The organism is Mesorhizobium sp. M0854 (assembly GCF_040319815.1).
Classification (GTDB): domain Bacteria; phylum Pseudomonadota; class Alphaproteobacteria; order Rhizobiales; family Rhizobiaceae; genus Mesorhizobium.
Genome location: NZ_JAMYOL010000004.1, coordinates 44,095 through 58,280, shown reverse-complemented (window position 1 = coordinate 58,280; position 14,186 = coordinate 44,095). Strand labels below are relative to the sequence as shown.

The following is a 14,186-nucleotide window of genomic DNA, read 5'->3' as shown; positions in this document are numbered from 1 at the left end:
CGCCGCGGGCCTGCCGCAAGGAGGAGAAAAGAATGGCGCTGGAATCGTTCAAGGCCCAGATCAGTCTGCTGCTCGAAGAAATGATCAACCAGCCAGAGGATCAGCACGAGGTACAAGAGCAGTTGCGCGAGAAGCTGCAAGAGATGCGGGCGATGGGTTTACCGCTGCCGGCCGATCTGGTCGCGCTGGAAAAGCGCCTCGACGACGACTTTTACGCCTCTGGCAACTGAACGGGTTCGGCTTCAAATCCTCGTGTGCTGGGCGGCCGCTTGGAACGATCAATGCCTGATGCCGTTTGCCTCTGTTCGAGGCGAATCCCGGAGGACGTTGATGATCCGACCTGGCGGCTTTGCGGCCTTGGCCGCTGCCCTCCTTGTTGCGACACCGGCAGCCGCCCAGCAGGCGGACCAGAATGTGCTCAACGGCGAAGCCGCGTTTGGCGATTGGCACGCCGACAGGCCTGGCGTCCGACGCCTGATTGGGCCGCGAGACATGCCGGCAGCCGACCCCGCCCAATCCGCTTCGAACGGCGCCGGCGTGGCGGAACGGCCCGAAAGCGCCAAGCCAGAATTGCCGTCGGGCTTTTCGGCTGAAATGATCGCATCCGGCATCGTCAATCCACGTGTCGTGCGCGTCGCTCCGAATGGCGACCTGTTTGTTGCCAACAGCCATGCCGACCAAATACGCGTCTATCGTCTCGCCGAGGGCAGCGCCAGGCCCATCGAGAAAGCGATCTTCGCCAAGGGGCTCAATTATCCCTACGGCATCGCCTTCTATCCGCCAGGAGACAAACCGCAATGGGTTTATGTCGCGAACAGCGACAGCATCGTCCGCTTCCCCTATCGCGATGGCGACCTGAAGACATCCGGTAAACCAGAAACCATTGTCGCCCAAATCCCGTCGGGTGGTCACACGACCCGCGACATCGCCTTCTCGCAGGACGGCAAAACGCTTTATTTGTCGGTTGGCTCCGCCTCGAATGTAGCCGAGGATATAGGCAAGGAGCCGGATAGCGGCCTCGACGCCTGGGCCAAATCAAAGCCGCTCGGGGCGGCCTGGGGCTCCGAGGACGGCCGTGCCGATGTGCTCGCCTTTGACCCGGATGGGAAAAATCCCCGAACTGTCGCCACTGGCCTGCGCAACTGTACGGGCATGACCGTGCAGCCCGCCACCGGCGCATTGTGGTGCGTCGTCAATGAGCGCGACGAACTCGGCGACAATGTGCCGTTCGAATTTGCAACGGCGGTCAAGGACGGCGGATTCTATGGTTGGCCTTGGTACTACATCGGCAATAACGAGGATCCGCGCCATCAGGGCGAGCGGCCAGACCTCGCCGGCAAGGCCACTGTCCCCGATGTATTGATGCAGGCGCATTCGGCGCCGATGAATATAGCCTTCTACGACGGCAAGAACTTCCCGGCGGATTATCAGGGTGACGCCTTCGTCGCCATGCATGGTTCGTGGAACCGTGGCGCCAGGACCGGTTACAAGGTGGTGAGGCTCAAATTCAGGGATGGCAAGCCGACAGGCGAATATGAGGACTTCATGACCGGCTTCGTCATCTCGAACGACGCCGTCTGGGGCCGCCCGGTCGGTGTCGCGATGGCCAAGGATGGCTCCCTGATCGTCACAGAGGACGGTAACGGCACCATCTGGCGCGTTACCTACGAAGACGGCCGCTCCTGAACGGCGGTGTCGCCTGCTGCGCTGGCGCAATCGAATCCGGCCCGAGGGAATTCACCCAACTTCAACATTGTGCGACAAGCGCCAATCATGACACTCACCGGGTTCCTCGCCTATAGTGCTGCCCTCGGCATCGCCGCGGCCATCCCCGGCCCAGGCGTCACCGCGCTTGTTGCGCGTGCTCTGGGTTCCGGCTTCCACTCGTCGCTGGCCATGTCGTTCGGGCTGATGCTCGGCGACCTGACCTATCTCACTGCCGTGGTGCTCGGCCTGGCTTTCGTCGCACAGACTTTCGGCATGGTCTTCCTGGCCATCAAATGGCTGGGCGTCGCCTACCTCGCCTTTCTTGGCTGGCGTTTCTGGACGAGCGGCATCACGCCCGAAACGGTGGAGGCGAAGAAAGGCAAGGGCGGCTTGGCATCCAGCTTTGTAGCCGGCCTTGCCGTCACGCTCGGCAATCCGAAGACGATGATCTTCTATCTTGCCATCACCCCGACCATCGTCGATCTGAAGACGATCACGCTGGCCGATTACGGTATCCTCGTCGCGCTCACCATCGTCGTCCTGCTCGTCGTGCTGGTGCCCTATCTGGCGCTGGCGGCCAAGGCGCGCTGGTTCCTGAAGTCGCCGCGGGCGCTGAGGGCACTCAACCGCACCGCCGCCGGCTTTATGGTCGGCGCGGCGGCGGCAATTGCCGCCCGTCAATAGATCTCTTTCGCCAATCCGCCCAAGGATTGCCACGCCTTGCAAAGGCGGGGGTACTCAGCACGAACTTCACTCGGATATTTTTCGATCGACAGCCTATCTTGCGCGGTGGATGGCTCTATCCTATGCCCGCGCGACTCTTGCCGCTTTACCTCTGGGAGGAAATCAATGAACAAGCCCGCCACCCCCACACACGTGCCCGGCCGCGGCCGCATCTACAATTCGATCACCGAGACGATCGGCGACACGCCGCTGGTGCGGCTTGATAAATTCGCCAGGGAGAAGGGTGTCGTCGCCAATCTGCTGGCCAAGCTCGAATTCTTCAACCCGATCGCCTCGGTCAAGGACCGCATCGGCGTGTCGATGATCGAGGCATTGGAGGCTTCGGGCAGGATTACGCCCGGCAAGACCACCCTCATCGAGCCGACCTCGGGCAATACCGGCATCGCACTCGCCTTTGCCGCCGCTGCCAAGGGCTACAAGCTGATCCTGACCATGCCGGAAACCATGTCCGTCGAACGCCGCAAGATGCTGGCTCTGCTCGGTGCCGAACTGGTGCTGACCGAAGGCCCGAAAGGCATGAAGGGCGCCATCGCCAAGGCGGACGAGCTGGCGGCAACGCTGCCCGACGCTGTCATTCCGCAGCAATTCGAAAACCCGGCCAATCCGGAAATCCATCGCCGCACCACGGCCGAGGAAATCTGGAACGACACCCATGGCGAAGTCGATATCTTCGTTGCCGGCATCGGGACCGGCGGCACCATCACCGGCGTCGGCCAGGTGCTGAAGAAGCGTAAGCCCTCGGTGCATGTCGTCGCCGTCGAACCGGAAGCCTCGCCGGTGCTGTCGGGCGGCCAGCCAGGCCCGCACAAGATCCAGGGCATTGGCGCCGGCTTCGCGCCAAAAATCCTCGACACGACGATCTATGACGAGATCGTCAAGGTCTCGAACGAGGATTCGGTTGCCAATGCACGGCTCGTCGCTCGGCTCGAAGGTGTGCCGGTCGGCATCTCGTCGGGGGCCGCCCTGCAAGCGGCGATCGTCGTCGGCTCGCGGCCCGAGAACAAGGGCAAGAACCTCGTCGTCGTCATCCCCTCCTTCGCCGAGCGCTATCTCTCGACGATCCTGTTCGAGGGATTGGGCGCTTAGACACGAGCGTTTTTGACCGATCAGTAGCGATCCTTCGCGATGCCCCTCCGACATCAAATACTCAGTATCACGCGTCGGCGTGGACCGCTGAAAAACCACCTGTGGCGGGCGTCGTTCGCTTGAGCGGCGGGTCACTTCCGTATCAATCGTCGCTGCCCGGCAGGTGGAGGACTTTATGTACAAGCTCTATACGCGTGCCAATACCGGCGGCTTTGTCGTCGAGGCGGCGCTCGCTTTGGCGGGCGTGCCTTTCGACCAGATCGACGTTCCGAAGGGCCGACCCGACCAGGCCTTTTTAGATATCAGCCCCTTGAACCAGGTGCCGGTCCTGATCTTGCCGGACGGACGCTCGATGACCGAATCGGCGGCGATCTGCATCCTGCTGGCCGAGCGCCACCCCGAAGCAGGACTGGCGCCCGCAGCAAGTTCGGCTGACCGCGCCGACTTCCTGCGCTGGATGTTTTTCATGTCCTCCGTCATCTATTCGGCTGACCTGCGGTTCTTCTACGCTCATCGCTACACGACCGATCCCCGGGGCGTGGACGCTGTCAAACAGGCGGCGGTCTCGGAAATGGATCGCAGCCTCGCCATTCTCGATGCCGCCCTCGACGGCCGCGGCTGGCTGGCCGGCGACCAACTCTCGCTGGCCGACATCTATCTCGTCATGCTGGTGGCCTGGCATCCGGAGGTCGCGAAGGTTCCGACCGCTTGGCCGAACATCGAACGCCTGTGGGCCAATTTGCGGGAACATCGGGTGATGAAGAGGCTGAATGCTTCCCACGACATGTGGCCGGCCTAAGCACTCCGCCTTGTCTCAGTGTCTTTCCGCGCGGCCGAGCCCTGCCCGTCGTTCCTGCAGGAACCGGCGCACGGCCGGATCTCGTTCGAGGCCGATAGCCCGGTCATAGGCCTCGCTCGCTTGTGGAACTTTGCCGAGTCTGGCCAGCAGGCCCGCGCGGGCGGCCCAGTAAGGTTGATAGTCATACAGCCGCTTGTCGCCGCTGAGTTGATCAAGCGCGCCCAATCCTTCTGAAGCACCTTCGGCCTCGGCAATCGCCACCGCACGGTTGATCGACACCACCGGCGAGCCGGCAATCACCGACAGCGCGTCGTAGAGCTCCTTGATCGCGACCCAGTCGGTACAACCGGTCAGCCGCCGTGTCGTATGGGCGGATTGCACGGCGGCCTCGAGCTGGTAGCGGCCGACAACACCCTCGGCGGCCGCGCGCCCGAGCAGCGCCTCCGCTTCATCGATCAGGGTATCGTCCCACAATGCAAGATCCTGCTCGGCCAGCGGCACATAGTCACCCGCCGCATTGCGCCGGGCTGCACGCCGCGCCTCGGCGAACAGCATCAGCGCCAGCAGGCCGAGTGCTTCCGGCTCATCCGGCATCAGCGAGGCGATCAAACGGCCGAGCCAGATGCCTTCGGTCGCGAGATTGCGGCGCCGCGTTTCGGTGCCGGCCGGGTCGGACCAACCTTCGGCAAACGCCGCGTAGATCGCTTCCAGAACGGTGCCCAGCCGCTCGCCGAGTTCGGCCCGCTCCGGCACGCGGAACGGAATGCCTGTCTCGCGAATTCGCGTCTTGGCGCGCACCAGGCGCTGGCTCATCGTGGCTGGCGAGACAAGAAAAGCCGAGGCGATGGTCGCTGCGTCGAAGCCCAGGACCGTCTGCAGGATCAGCGGTGCTCGCACGCCGGCCTCAATCGCGGGATGGGCGCAGGCAAACATGAGCCTGAGCCGCTCGTCCGGCAGGTCTTCCTCGGCCATGCGCGCCTCCATCTCCTCGGCGATCAGTCTGAGGTGGTCGCGGCCCGCCTCGCGTGTCAGCCGCCGTCTGACCGCGTCGACGCGGCGCTTGCGTGCCACCGCCAGCAGCCAGGCTTCCGGCTTGTCGGGCACGCCCGCCTGTGGCCAACGCTCGAGCGCCGCTGCAAAGGCATCGGCCAATGCGTCCTCGGCAGCGGCCACGTCGCGCGTGCGTGCGGCGAGATAAGCGACCAGCTTGCCGTAGCTTTGCCGGGCGGCCGCTTCCGCCGCCGCCCGCGCAGTATCGGGCAATTCCGGCATCACATGGTGAGTTCCCAGATCGGCCGCACCTCTACCGTGCCGGTGCTGGCGCCCGGGCAGCGCGCCGCCCAGGCGATGGCGGCGTCGACGTCCTCCGCTTCGATCATATAGAAGCCGGCAAGCTGCTCCTTGGTGTCGGCATAGGGGCCGTCGAGCACGTTGGTCTTGCCATTGGCCATCCGCACCGAGGTAGCGGATTGCGTCGGCTTCAGCCGGTCGCCGGCGAGCCAGGCGCCGGATTTCTTCAGCGCTTCGGTGTAGGCGACGTACGCGCTCGACATCTGTGTCACCGCATCTGCTGGCGCGGCTGCCATCCCGGCTTCGTTTCCATAGATCAAAAGCATGTATCGCATGGTCTTCTCCCGTTTCTCGAAGGCCGCATCGTTGCGAGCCGGACTTATGTCGCGCGGCCCTGCCGGATTTCGACAAGCGCTGGAAAAATCTTTCTGCCGCGATGCGACCTCGCGCAAGCGCCAACGTGTTGCGGCACTGCTTAGCCGTTCGTCTAATCGCTGCTATTGCGGGTTGGCATTTCCCGCCCGCTGTCTAAACTCGCTTCGTGCCGCCGAGGAGGGCACGGCGGCGAATTTTCAGGGAGGAAATCGCATGCTCAATTTCAGAACGAAATTTGTTGCAGCCGGCGTGCTGGCGCTGTCGCTTGGCCTTGGCGCGGTATCGGTCAAGGCACAGGAATTCATCAACGTGCTGACCGGCGGCACGTCCGGCGTCTACTATCCGCTCGGCGTCGCGCTGTCGGAAATCTACGGCAAGGGCATCGAAGGCGCGCGTACTCAGGTGCAGGCGACGAAAGCGTCGGTCGAAAACCTCAACCTGCTTCAGCAGGGCAAGGGCGAGATCGCCTTTGCGCTCGGCGATTCCGTCAAGCTGGCCGCCGAAGGCAATACTGAAGCAGGCTTCCCAGGCAAGCTCGACAAGCTGCGCGGCATTGCCGCCATCTATCCCAACTACATCCAGATCGTCGCCAGCAAGGAATCCGGCATCAAGACGCTCGCCGATCTCAAGGGCAAGAGCCTTTCGGTCGGCGCGCCGGCCTCAGGCACCGAGCTCAACGCCCGCACGATATTTGCCGCTGCCGGGCTGAAATACGAAGACCTCGGGCGGATCGAATATCTGCCCTTCGCCGAATCGGTGGAGCTGATCAAGAACCGACAGCTCGACGCCACGCTTCAGTCGGCTGGCCTTGGGGTCGCCTCGATCCGTGACCTCGCCACCTCATTGCCGGTAAACATCGTTGCCGTGCCGGCGGAGGACGTCGCCAAGATCGGCTCGCCCTATCTTTCCGTGGTCATCCCCAAGGGCACCTACGAGGGCCAGACCGAGGATGTTGCGACCGCCGCCGTCGGCAATTTCCTGATCACCAGCGCCGATGTCTCCGACGAGACCGCCTACCAGATGACAAAACTGCTATTCGAGCATCTCGACCAGCTCACTGCTGCCCACGCCGCCGCCAAGGCGATCGACCCGGCCAAGGCGCTCGACGGCATGCCGGTGCCGCTGCATCCAGGCGCCGAGAGGTATTACAAGGAAAAGGGATTGGTGAAGTAAGGAGCCATCCCTCCCCCTTGAGGAGAAGGTGAACTGCTGCCGAAGGCGAATGGACGGGTAGGGTCGGTTGAGGCCGTACACTGCCGCACCGACCCCACCCGCCTAGCTTCGCTCGCACGCTCCCTCGGGGAGGGGAGCGCCCCGCCAGGAACCCCGCTAATGACCGCAACCCCGACCGTTCTTTCCCCCACAGCGGAAGCTCCTGTCGAAGGATTGCCGCCTGGCTTCGGCGAAGGCATCGCTGGCAAGGCGGCTTTTTTTATCGCCATCGCCTTCTCCATCTTCCAAATCTACATCGCCGCCTACGGCAGCCTGCCGAGCCAGGTCATACGCGCCATGCATGTCGGCTTCCTGCTGCTGCTCGGCTTTGCCCTAATCGCCAATCTGCGCGCCAAAAGCGTCCCGGCGAAAGCAGTGTTCTGGACGCTCGGCCTGCTTGGTTTCGCCACCGGTCTGTACAATTGGGTGTTCTATGCCGACCTCATCCGCCGCTCCGGCTTTCTCACCACGCCTGACCTGATCGTCGGCGCGGTGCTGGTCGTGCTGGTCTTCGAGGCGGCGCGGCGGTTAATGGGGCTGCCGCTTGCCGTCATTGCCTTCGTCTTTCTCGCCTACGCATTCGCCGGCAATCATCTGCCACCGCCGTTCATCCATCGCGGTTATGATTTCGCCCAGCTCATCGACACCTTCGCCTATGGCACCGAAGGCATCTACGGCACGCCGATCTATGTCTCGGCCGCCTACATCTTCATCTTCGTCGTTTTCGCCGCCTTTCTTGAGCGCGCCGGCATGATCGCGCTGTTCAACGATTTTGCGCTTGGCCTGGTCGGCTCATGGCGCGGCGGCCCGGCGCAAGTCTGCGTGCTGTCCTCGGCGCTGATGGGCACCATTTCCGGCTCCGGCGTCGCCAATGTGGTGGCCAGCGGCCAGTTCACCATCCCGCTGATGAAGCGCTTCGGTTTCCGCTCGGCTTTCGCCGGCGCCGTCGAGGCGACCTCGTCGATGGGCGGTCAGATCATGCCGCCGGTGATGGGAGCGGTTGCCTTTATCATGGCCGAGACCCTGAACATCCCCTATGCCGCTGTGGTCAAGGCGGCGATCATTCCGGCGCTGCTCTATTTCGGCGCCTGTTTCTGGCAGGTGCACCTGGAAGCCGGCAAGGCCGGCCTGCACGGCATGGCCAAGGCCGACCTGCCCAACCCGTGGGATGCGGTGAGACAACATTGGCCGCTGGTACTGCCTCTCGCAGCACTGATCTACCTGCTGTTTGCCGGCTACACACCGGTGTTCGCCGGCACCATGGGCCTGGCGTTGACCATTGTGCTTATCCTCGGCACGCCGCTGGCAGCATCGATCGGGCCGCTCGCCTTCCGCATCGTCTTCTGGTTGGCGCTCGGGCTTGCCGCGGCTTCCTTCATGAAATTCGGCGTCAACATCCTCAGCCTGGTCATCGCCGTGCTGGTCGCCGCCTGCCTCACCTTCAAGGGCGGGCGCGAGACGCTGCGCATATGCGTGGATTCCCTTGCCGAAGGAGCAAAGAACGCGCTACCGGTCGGCATTGCCTGCGCCATTGTCGGCATTGTCATCGGTACGTTGACGCTTACCGGCATCGCCTCGACCTTCATCGGCTGGATCATCTCGATCGGCGAGAACAATCTGTTCCTGTCGCTGCTTTTGACCATGCTCACCTGCCTGGTGCTCGGCATGGGCATACCGACCATTCCCAACTACATCATCACTTCGTCGCTGGCCGGGCCAGCGCTGCTGTCGCTCGGCGTGCCGTTGGTGGTCAGCCATATGTTCGTCTTCTATTTCGGCATCATGGCCGATCTCACCCCGCCTGTGGCGCTGGCCGCCTTCGCCGCCGCACCCATGGCCAAGGAAAGCGGCCTCAAGATCGGCGTCCAGGCCACCAAGCTTGCCATTGCCGGCTTCGTTGTGCCGTTCATGGCGGTCTATACCCCGGCGCTGATGCTGCAGGACCCCGGCCCGATCGCCGCCCAGTTCGGCTATCCCGTCGAGGTCGCCTATATCGTCATCAAAGCCTGCATGGGTATCGTCCTGTGGGGCGCCGCGGCCGTCGGATTTCTCGCCCGGCGCATGGCCTGGTGGGAACGCCTCGTCGCCTTCGCCGCCGGCGTGCTGCTGGTTGCGGCGCTGCCGCTCACCGACGAGGCGGGCTGGGCGCTGTCCCTTGCCTGGATCGGCTGGCACTGCTGGCGCGCGCGGCAGGCTTCGCTGGCTAATTCAGCATGAGCCTCTGCATCGTCGCGGCCGGCAAGACGGTGACGCTCGCGGTCGCTGCCTTCACGCTCTCCTGGGTGCATTCGGTGGAGAAGACCCAGTGGCAGGAAGACTGGAAGGTGCTGCCGTCCGGCCTGCAATTGGTCGAGGCCCGCATCAAGGGATCGGGCGCCGGGATGGAGCCGCCGCAAGGCTCGGTGCTGAGAAACGGCTGGTGGGTCTATGCGCCCAAGGTCGGGCCACAGCGGCGCCTCGCGCTCGCCGCCTCGGGCGCAACGGGTCAGGGCTGGACGCTGTGCACGGCGCAGGACTGTCGCGAATTGGCCAAGCTGGCAGACGGCACGATCTCGCTGGAGCCGTGCGGGCCGGAGGGCTCCAGCCAGCCGCGGTAGCGGACGATCATGCCGGCAAGCGGATGCGAGATCTCGACATGGAAGCGGAAGCGGCCATCCTTCACCGTTTCGTAGGAAGTCGAGCGTGGACCGAGCCACATCGGAAGCGGCAGGCCAAAAAAACTCCAGCGGCGCAAGACCAGCGCCAGCCGGCCGTCTGCTGCAACCAGCGCCATCGCGAAGGTCAGCGGGCCGAAGCGTTCGCACAGCAAGCGCTGCGATCGACCCCGGCCCGCGGACTGTAGGCTCGAAAAACTGTGCTTGCCGAATGTCCGGGTCCAGGTCTCGCCGTCCTTGTCGGTGTCGAAGCGGACATGAACCGGGATGTCCTCGCTTGCCCCGGGGAAGCCGACCGTCCAGGCCATTAGCCGGCCAAGAACATTGCGCCCGCGTTCGACGCGCGCGCGGCCTGCGGCCGTGATCGTACGGTCATGCATTGACCGAATTGCCTCGGGAAGGCCTTGCCAGGCGGCACCGAGCAGCTCGGCATAAAGCGGCTTGTCCTCGTCCGCCGCCCCGTTCCTGAAGCCGGTGTAGATTGTCCGCCCGGCGAACAGGGCTTCATAATCCCGGAGCTCCAAATCGCGCATCGCCGCCCGTGCGCCCGGCGCGGGCTGATGTCCGGCCAGCGCTTTGCGGACCAGCGCTTCGACCGCCATCGACGGGATCAGCGGCCCATCATTGCCCTCGGCCACGAGATGCCACGAGCGCTTGACGATGGCGCCCGCCCGGTCCGATCCCTCCACCTCGACGAACATGCCGCCGCGATGCTCGCCCCAGCGCAGCCGGTTCGTTGCCTGATGCATCAGCGGCGCCAGTGGCGAAAGCGAACCGATCAATCCGGCGCGTACAAGCCAGGCGAGGCCGATCAGGGCGCGGTGCAGCGTCTCGGGAACCGGCCCGGCGCCCATCCAGATGGTCTTCGCCTCCGGCCAAAGCTTGGCCAGAGCGCGCAGGTCCGGAACGTCGACCAGCGAGAACAGCGTGTTTCGAAGCGGCAGCCGGCCCGGCGGCGCGACGGAGTAGCGCAATTGCTCTGTGAACGGATGGCCTTGTTCGGGACGGCCATTACGAACAAGCCGCACCGGCTGACCGGCGTAACCGGCAATGGCGCGAATGACGTTCTCGCCGACTCCGGCAAAGGGCGACGGCGCGATGCCGCCGCGAATGCTGTCTACCGACGCCAGATCTGACGACAGGTGACGCATCACCGCCGCCGTCAGCACCGGAAAGCTCGACACTCCGGACAGCACAAAAATCCCGGCGTTTCGTGCCGCCTCGTCGAACGCAGAGACACCGGCGACGAAATCCGAGCCGTCGGCTAGATCGAGATAGTTGATGCGCCGGGCGATGCAGGCCTCGATCAGGCGATAGCGTCCCTCGCCATAGGCCTGGAACGGACCGCTCGCGTCGACTACAATATCAGGCTCTAATGCAGCGAGTTGCGCGGTGAGATCGCCGTCACGGTCGAACAGTGCCGGCACCAGCTGGGCTGCTGTCGGGGCGCGCTTCTTGCAATACGCGTCAGCCTTGGCGAGCGAGCGCCCGGCGACAAAGAGGATCAGATGCGGCTCGCCCTCCAAAAGCTCGACAGTGCGACCGCCAAAGGTGCCATAGCCGCCGACGACAAGAACCTTCATCCGCAGTTCCCCCAACAGTTCCCCCAAAATGCCCCGCCCGCTCCCGGCCACGGCAACGAATCTAGCCGATCAATCTTGCCCTCACCTCGGCGGAAGGGATTTCGCAATTGTCTTTCTTGCCGAACAGGGCGTAGCGGTTCTTTGCGATGCGGCCGTAGAGCCAGTCGCGAAGCGGGCGCGGCAACAGCAGCAGGATCCGCGCCGACCGACACGGCCAGCCGAGTTCGGCCATGACGGCAACGAAACTGTCCAGGCGGGTGAAAGCGGCGCCATCGACGATGACGAGATTGGTCTCGTAGCGATCCGTCCGCAGCCCGTATTTCTTGAACAGCACCTCGCCGAACGGTGACTGCGCCGTTACGAAATGGAAGTGGCCCTTGCGGTCGAGCTTCACCACCATGCGCACAAAGCCCGAGCACAACACGCAAATACCGTCGAACACGATCAACGGGCGACTTGCACCGAATTGTGGCGGCTCAGGAGAATGGTTCGGCTCGACGATCACGTGACGCCCGGCAGTTGGTGTCAGGCGACACTAGGCCTGCCGGCGGCTGGATCAAAGCCCGGAATGCTAGAGGCCTGGCGTTGTCGCACGCCGTCTGTCGGTCAGCGCAGGGCGCTCGGCGCGATAGGTCGTTGACCGGTTGTCGGCGTCGGGCCGGCAGATCCGGCTGTCGTGACGGCTTTCCGTGGTCATCATTAGTGCACGCTGATCCCAAGCGTGTTGCCACGGCGCGCGCAGGCGGGGCCTGGGCCGCGCATATAATAGCGCTCAGGCCGATAGGTCGGAGCGACGAATTCGCGGATGGCGGCGGCATAGCCGGCGATTTGATTCCAGAAGCTCATTTTACTCGGTCCCTGTCCCGTTTCGGATGTCCCTTCCGAATTGCGGGGATCATAGCGTCCAGGCGTGAATAGTCGGTGAACGCGATGTTAATCTCTGGTCGAAAATGCCTTTGTTCATGGCTGGAATGCGGCTGATTCGCGGTGTTTCCATGCAGTCCGTCGGCATTTCGTCCAGTGTGACTTTTGCATCACATATGTTTCGCCTGAATGTCGCAGAGGCGCGGTTTTGTTTCAGGTTTTGCCGGACCGCGAAATTTCCGTGCACGCGGCCGGAAAACCAGGAACCGGCCCGTCAGCCGCACGTTGATTTCCCAATGCCGGGACGAACCGGCTCCACAGGCTGTGGTGCTCGGGTGGGCCGCAGCCAAAAATCCGAAACCGCAAGAGCAATGGAAAGGCAAAGGCCATGGGTTTCTTTTCGAAGGATATCAAAACCCTCGACGACCTCTTCGTGCACACGCTGCGCGACATCTATTACGCTGAAAAACAGATCGAGAAATCGCTGCCGAAGATGATCGACAAGGCGAGTGATCCGCAGCTGAAAGCCGGCTTTGAGAAACATCTCGCTCAGACCAAGGGTCATATCCAGCGTGTCGAGCAGGTGTTCGAACTGCACGGCGTGAAGGCCAAGCAGGTCGACTGCCCAGCCATCGACGGCATTCTCGAAGAAGCCGACGACGTCAGCGGCGACATCGCCGACAAGGAGGTCCTCGACGCTGCGCTGATCGCCTCCGCACAGGCGGTCGAGCATTATGAGATGACCCGTTACGGCACCCTGATTGCCTGGGCCAAGCAACTGGGCCGCAGCGACTGCGCCAATGTGTTGGCCAACAACCTCAAGGAGGAGCAGGCAACCGACCGCAAGCTTACCGAGATAGCGGAAAGCAAGGTCAACCTGCAAGCCGCCGAGTAGCCCAGTGAGCGAGAACAAGGCAAGGCTGGGTTGAAAGCCCGGACTTGCCTTTTGCGCCGCCGGAACCGGAACGGACTTTGCCCGTTCTCGGTTGAACATTGTCGTGCAGGGAGTTTGTCATGGCGCCGCGCCCGGCCTGGAGAGGGTATCTCAAGCTTTCGCTGGTCACTTGCGCCGTCGAACTGACCAATGTCGTCACCCAGGCGGAGAAAGTCTCATTCCGCGTGCTCAACCGCAAGACCGGCAATACCGTCAAGCGCGTCTATGTCGATTCGGCAAGCGGCAAGCCGCTCGATGAAGGCGACGAGATCAAGGGCTACGAAATCGGCGACGGCGACTTCGTCCAAATCGAGGAGGAGGAGATCGAAGCCGTGCAGATCGAATCCTCGCACACGATGAGCCTCGATGGTTTCATCGAAAAATCCTCGATCCAACAGATCTATCTCGACGCGCCCTATTATGTGACGCCTGCGGACGAGGTCTCGGAAGAGGCCTTCGCCGTCATCCGCGACGCCATGGCCGCCAAGAAGACGGCGGGGCTAGCCCGCATTGTGCTCTATCGCCGCGAACGTCCGGTGGTCATCGAGCCGTTGGGCAAGGGTCTGCTGCTGACGACCTTGCGCTATGGCGATACGGTTCGCAGGCCCGAGATAGTGTTCGGCGACATCAAGACGGTGAAGACCGACGCCGAGATGATCAGGCTGGCCGAACACATCGTCGATGAGAAACAGGCGGCGTTCGATCCTTCCGAATTCGAGGACAAATACGAAAATGCCCTGATCGAGCTGGTCCGCGCCAAGAAGGCCGGCAAGAAGGCACCGAAGGCCAAGGCGGAACCACGGCCCTCCAACGTCGTCAACCTCTTCGATGCGCTGAAGAAGAGCCTTTCGTCGGAAGCCGGTGCGCCGGCAAAGACCGGACGCCCGGGAAAAGGCGCCAAGTCCAAAGCCGCCCGGCGCAAATCTGCTTAGGATCCG

General features: G+C 63.3%; 15 protein-coding genes. 10 read left to right on the top strand and 5 right to left on the bottom strand.

What is annotated here, in order from left to right; all coding sequences use genetic code 11:
- Positions 1-32: 32 nt before the first annotated feature.
- The 5 genes from NKH99_RS08740 to NKH99_RS08720 all read left to right on the top strand — a co-directional run bounded on the left by NKH99_RS08740 (position 33) and on the right by NKH99_RS08720 (position 4,336).
- The gene (locus tag NKH99_RS08740; protein WP_023678983.1) at positions 33-230 is read left to right on the top strand and encodes a hypothetical protein; all 198 of its coding nucleotides are present in this window, start codon (positions 33-35) and stop codon (positions 228-230) included.
- Positions 231-330: 100 nt separating this feature from the next.
- Positions 331-1,686, top strand: a complete 1,356-nt coding sequence (locus tag NKH99_RS08735; RefSeq protein ID WP_353013641.1) for a PQQ-dependent sugar dehydrogenase — start codon at positions 331-333, stop codon at positions 1,684-1,686.
- An 87-nt stretch (positions 1,687-1,773) separates the two neighbouring features.
- Entirely contained in the window at positions 1,774-2,391 is a 618-nt protein-coding gene (locus NKH99_RS08730) for a LysE family translocator (RefSeq protein WP_352614746.1), read from the top strand.
- A 165-nt stretch (positions 2,392-2,556) separates the two neighbouring features.
- The gene (cysK, locus tag NKH99_RS08725) at positions 2,557-3,537 is read left to right on the top strand and encodes a cysteine synthase A (RefSeq protein WP_023718844.1); all 981 of its coding nucleotides are present in this window, start codon (positions 2,557-2,559) and stop codon (positions 3,535-3,537) included.
- Positions 3,538-3,712: 175 nt separating this feature from the next.
- A complete protein-coding gene (locus tag NKH99_RS08720; protein WP_352921800.1) occupies positions 3,713-4,336 on the top strand; it encodes a glutathione S-transferase family protein in 624 nt (207 codons plus the stop codon).
- 15 nt (positions 4,337-4,351) lie between these two features.
- Here the strand turns inward: NKH99_RS08720 and NKH99_RS08715 are convergent, their stop codons facing one another.
- Positions 4,352-5,608: an RNA polymerase sigma factor gene (locus NKH99_RS08715; protein ID WP_352473579.1), complete on the bottom strand. Its 1,257-nt coding sequence runs from the start codon at positions 5,606-5,608 to the stop codon at positions 4,352-4,354.
- Complete coding sequence (locus tag NKH99_RS08710) at positions 5,608-5,961, bottom strand: YciI family protein (protein ID WP_023718846.1); 354 nt, start codon at positions 5,959-5,961, stop codon at positions 5,608-5,610. The genes NKH99_RS08715 and NKH99_RS08710 overlap by 1 nt, the downstream gene beginning before the upstream one ends.
- Positions 5,962-6,214: 253 nt before the next feature.
- Between NKH99_RS08710 and NKH99_RS08705 the strand changes: the two genes are divergently transcribed.
- From NKH99_RS08705 to NKH99_RS08695, 3 genes are all read left to right on the top strand, one after another.
- Entirely contained in the window at positions 6,215-7,174 is a 960-nt protein-coding gene (locus NKH99_RS08705) for a TAXI family TRAP transporter solute-binding subunit (protein WP_352539793.1), read from the top strand.
- Positions 7,175-7,333: 159 nt separating this feature from the next.
- Positions 7,334-9,430 carry a TRAP transporter permease gene (locus NKH99_RS08700; protein ID WP_353013638.1) on the top strand — a complete coding sequence of 699 codons (2,097 nt, stop codon included), beginning with the start codon at positions 7,334-7,336 and terminating at the stop codon, positions 9,428-9,430.
- A complete protein-coding gene (locus tag NKH99_RS08695) occupies positions 9,427-9,810 on the top strand; it encodes a DUF1850 domain-containing protein (protein WP_353013636.1) in 384 nt (127 codons plus the stop codon). Before NKH99_RS08700 ends, NKH99_RS08695 begins: the two co-directional genes overlap by 4 nt.
- On the opposite strand, the gene NKH99_RS08690 is transcribed toward NKH99_RS08695, so the two are convergent.
- The 3 genes from NKH99_RS08690 to NKH99_RS08680 form a co-directional block, all read right to left on the bottom strand.
- Complete coding sequence (locus NKH99_RS08690; protein ID WP_353013634.1) at positions 9,699-11,450, bottom strand: saccharopine dehydrogenase family protein; 1,752 nt, start codon at positions 11,448-11,450, stop codon at positions 9,699-9,701. The two genes, NKH99_RS08695 and NKH99_RS08690, sit on opposite strands and share 112 nt — an antisense overlap.
- Before the next feature lie 61 nt (positions 11,451-11,511).
- The gene (locus NKH99_RS08685; protein ID WP_353013632.1) at positions 11,512-11,892 is read right to left on the bottom strand and encodes a thiol-disulfide oxidoreductase DCC family protein; all 381 of its coding nucleotides are present in this window, start codon (positions 11,890-11,892) and stop codon (positions 11,512-11,514) included.
- 257 nt (positions 11,893-12,149) lie between these two features.
- Complete coding sequence (locus NKH99_RS08680; protein ID WP_023718851.1) at positions 12,150-12,296, bottom strand: hypothetical protein; 147 nt, start codon at positions 12,294-12,296, stop codon at positions 12,150-12,152.
- Positions 12,297-12,702: 406 nt separating this feature from the next.
- On the opposite strand from NKH99_RS08680, the gene NKH99_RS08675 reads away from it, so the two are divergent.
- Both NKH99_RS08675 and ku read left to right on the top strand, forming a co-directional pair.
- Positions 12,703-13,209 (top strand): YciE/YciF ferroxidase family protein, encoded by a 507-nt coding sequence (locus tag NKH99_RS08675; RefSeq protein WP_352473615.1) that lies wholly within the window; start codon positions 12,703-12,705, stop codon positions 13,207-13,209.
- A 119-nt stretch (positions 13,210-13,328) separates the two neighbouring features.
- A complete protein-coding gene (ku, locus tag NKH99_RS08670) occupies positions 13,329-14,180 on the top strand; it encodes a non-homologous end joining protein Ku (protein ID WP_352539795.1) in 852 nt (283 codons plus the stop codon).
- The last annotated feature ends 6 nt before the right edge of the window (positions 14,181-14,186 follow it).

Bases quoted from the DNA above. Each gene is read 5' to 3' on its own strand.
- ku (WP_352539795.1), top strand. From the start codon at position 13,329: ATGGCGCCGCGCCCGGCCTGGAGAGGGTATCTCAAGCTTTCGCTGGTC.
- NKH99_RS08705 (WP_352539793.1), top strand. From the start codon at position 6,215: ATGCTCAATTTCAGAACGAAATTTGTTGCAGCCGGCGTGCTGGCGCTG.
- NKH99_RS08675 (WP_352473615.1), top strand. From the start codon at position 12,703: ATGGGTTTCTTTTCGAAGGATATCAAAACCCTCGACGACCTCTTCGTG.
- NKH99_RS08690 (WP_353013634.1), bottom strand. From the start codon at position 11,450: ATGAAGGTTCTTGTCGTCGGCGGCTATGGCACCTTTGGCGGTCGCACT.
- NKH99_RS08700 (WP_353013638.1), top strand. From the start codon at position 7,334: ATGACCGCAACCCCGACCGTTCTTTCCCCCACAGCGGAAGCTCCTGTC.
- cysK (WP_023718844.1), top strand. From the start codon at position 2,557: ATGAACAAGCCCGCCACCCCCACACACGTGCCCGGCCGCGGCCGCATC.
- NKH99_RS08680 (WP_023718851.1), bottom strand. From the start codon at position 12,296: ATGAGCTTCTGGAATCAAATCGCCGGCTATGCCGCCGCCATCCGCGAA.
- NKH99_RS08710 (WP_023718846.1), bottom strand. From the start codon at position 5,961: ATGCGATACATGCTTTTGATCTATGGAAACGAAGCCGGGATGGCAGCC.
- NKH99_RS08730 (WP_352614746.1), top strand. From the start codon at position 1,774: ATGACACTCACCGGGTTCCTCGCCTATAGTGCTGCCCTCGGCATCGCC.
- NKH99_RS08735 (WP_353013641.1), top strand. From the start codon at position 331: ATGATCCGACCTGGCGGCTTTGCGGCCTTGGCCGCTGCCCTCCTTGTT.
- NKH99_RS08715 (WP_352473579.1), bottom strand. From the start codon at position 5,608: ATGCCGGAATTGCCCGATACTGCGCGGGCGGCGGCGGAAGCGGCCGCC.
- NKH99_RS08740 (WP_023678983.1), top strand. From the start codon at position 33: ATGGCGCTGGAATCGTTCAAGGCCCAGATCAGTCTGCTGCTCGAAGAA.
- NKH99_RS08720 (WP_352921800.1), top strand. From the start codon at position 3,713: ATGTACAAGCTCTATACGCGTGCCAATACCGGCGGCTTTGTCGTCGAG.
- NKH99_RS08695 (WP_353013636.1), top strand. From the start codon at position 9,427: ATGAGCCTCTGCATCGTCGCGGCCGGCAAGACGGTGACGCTCGCGGTC.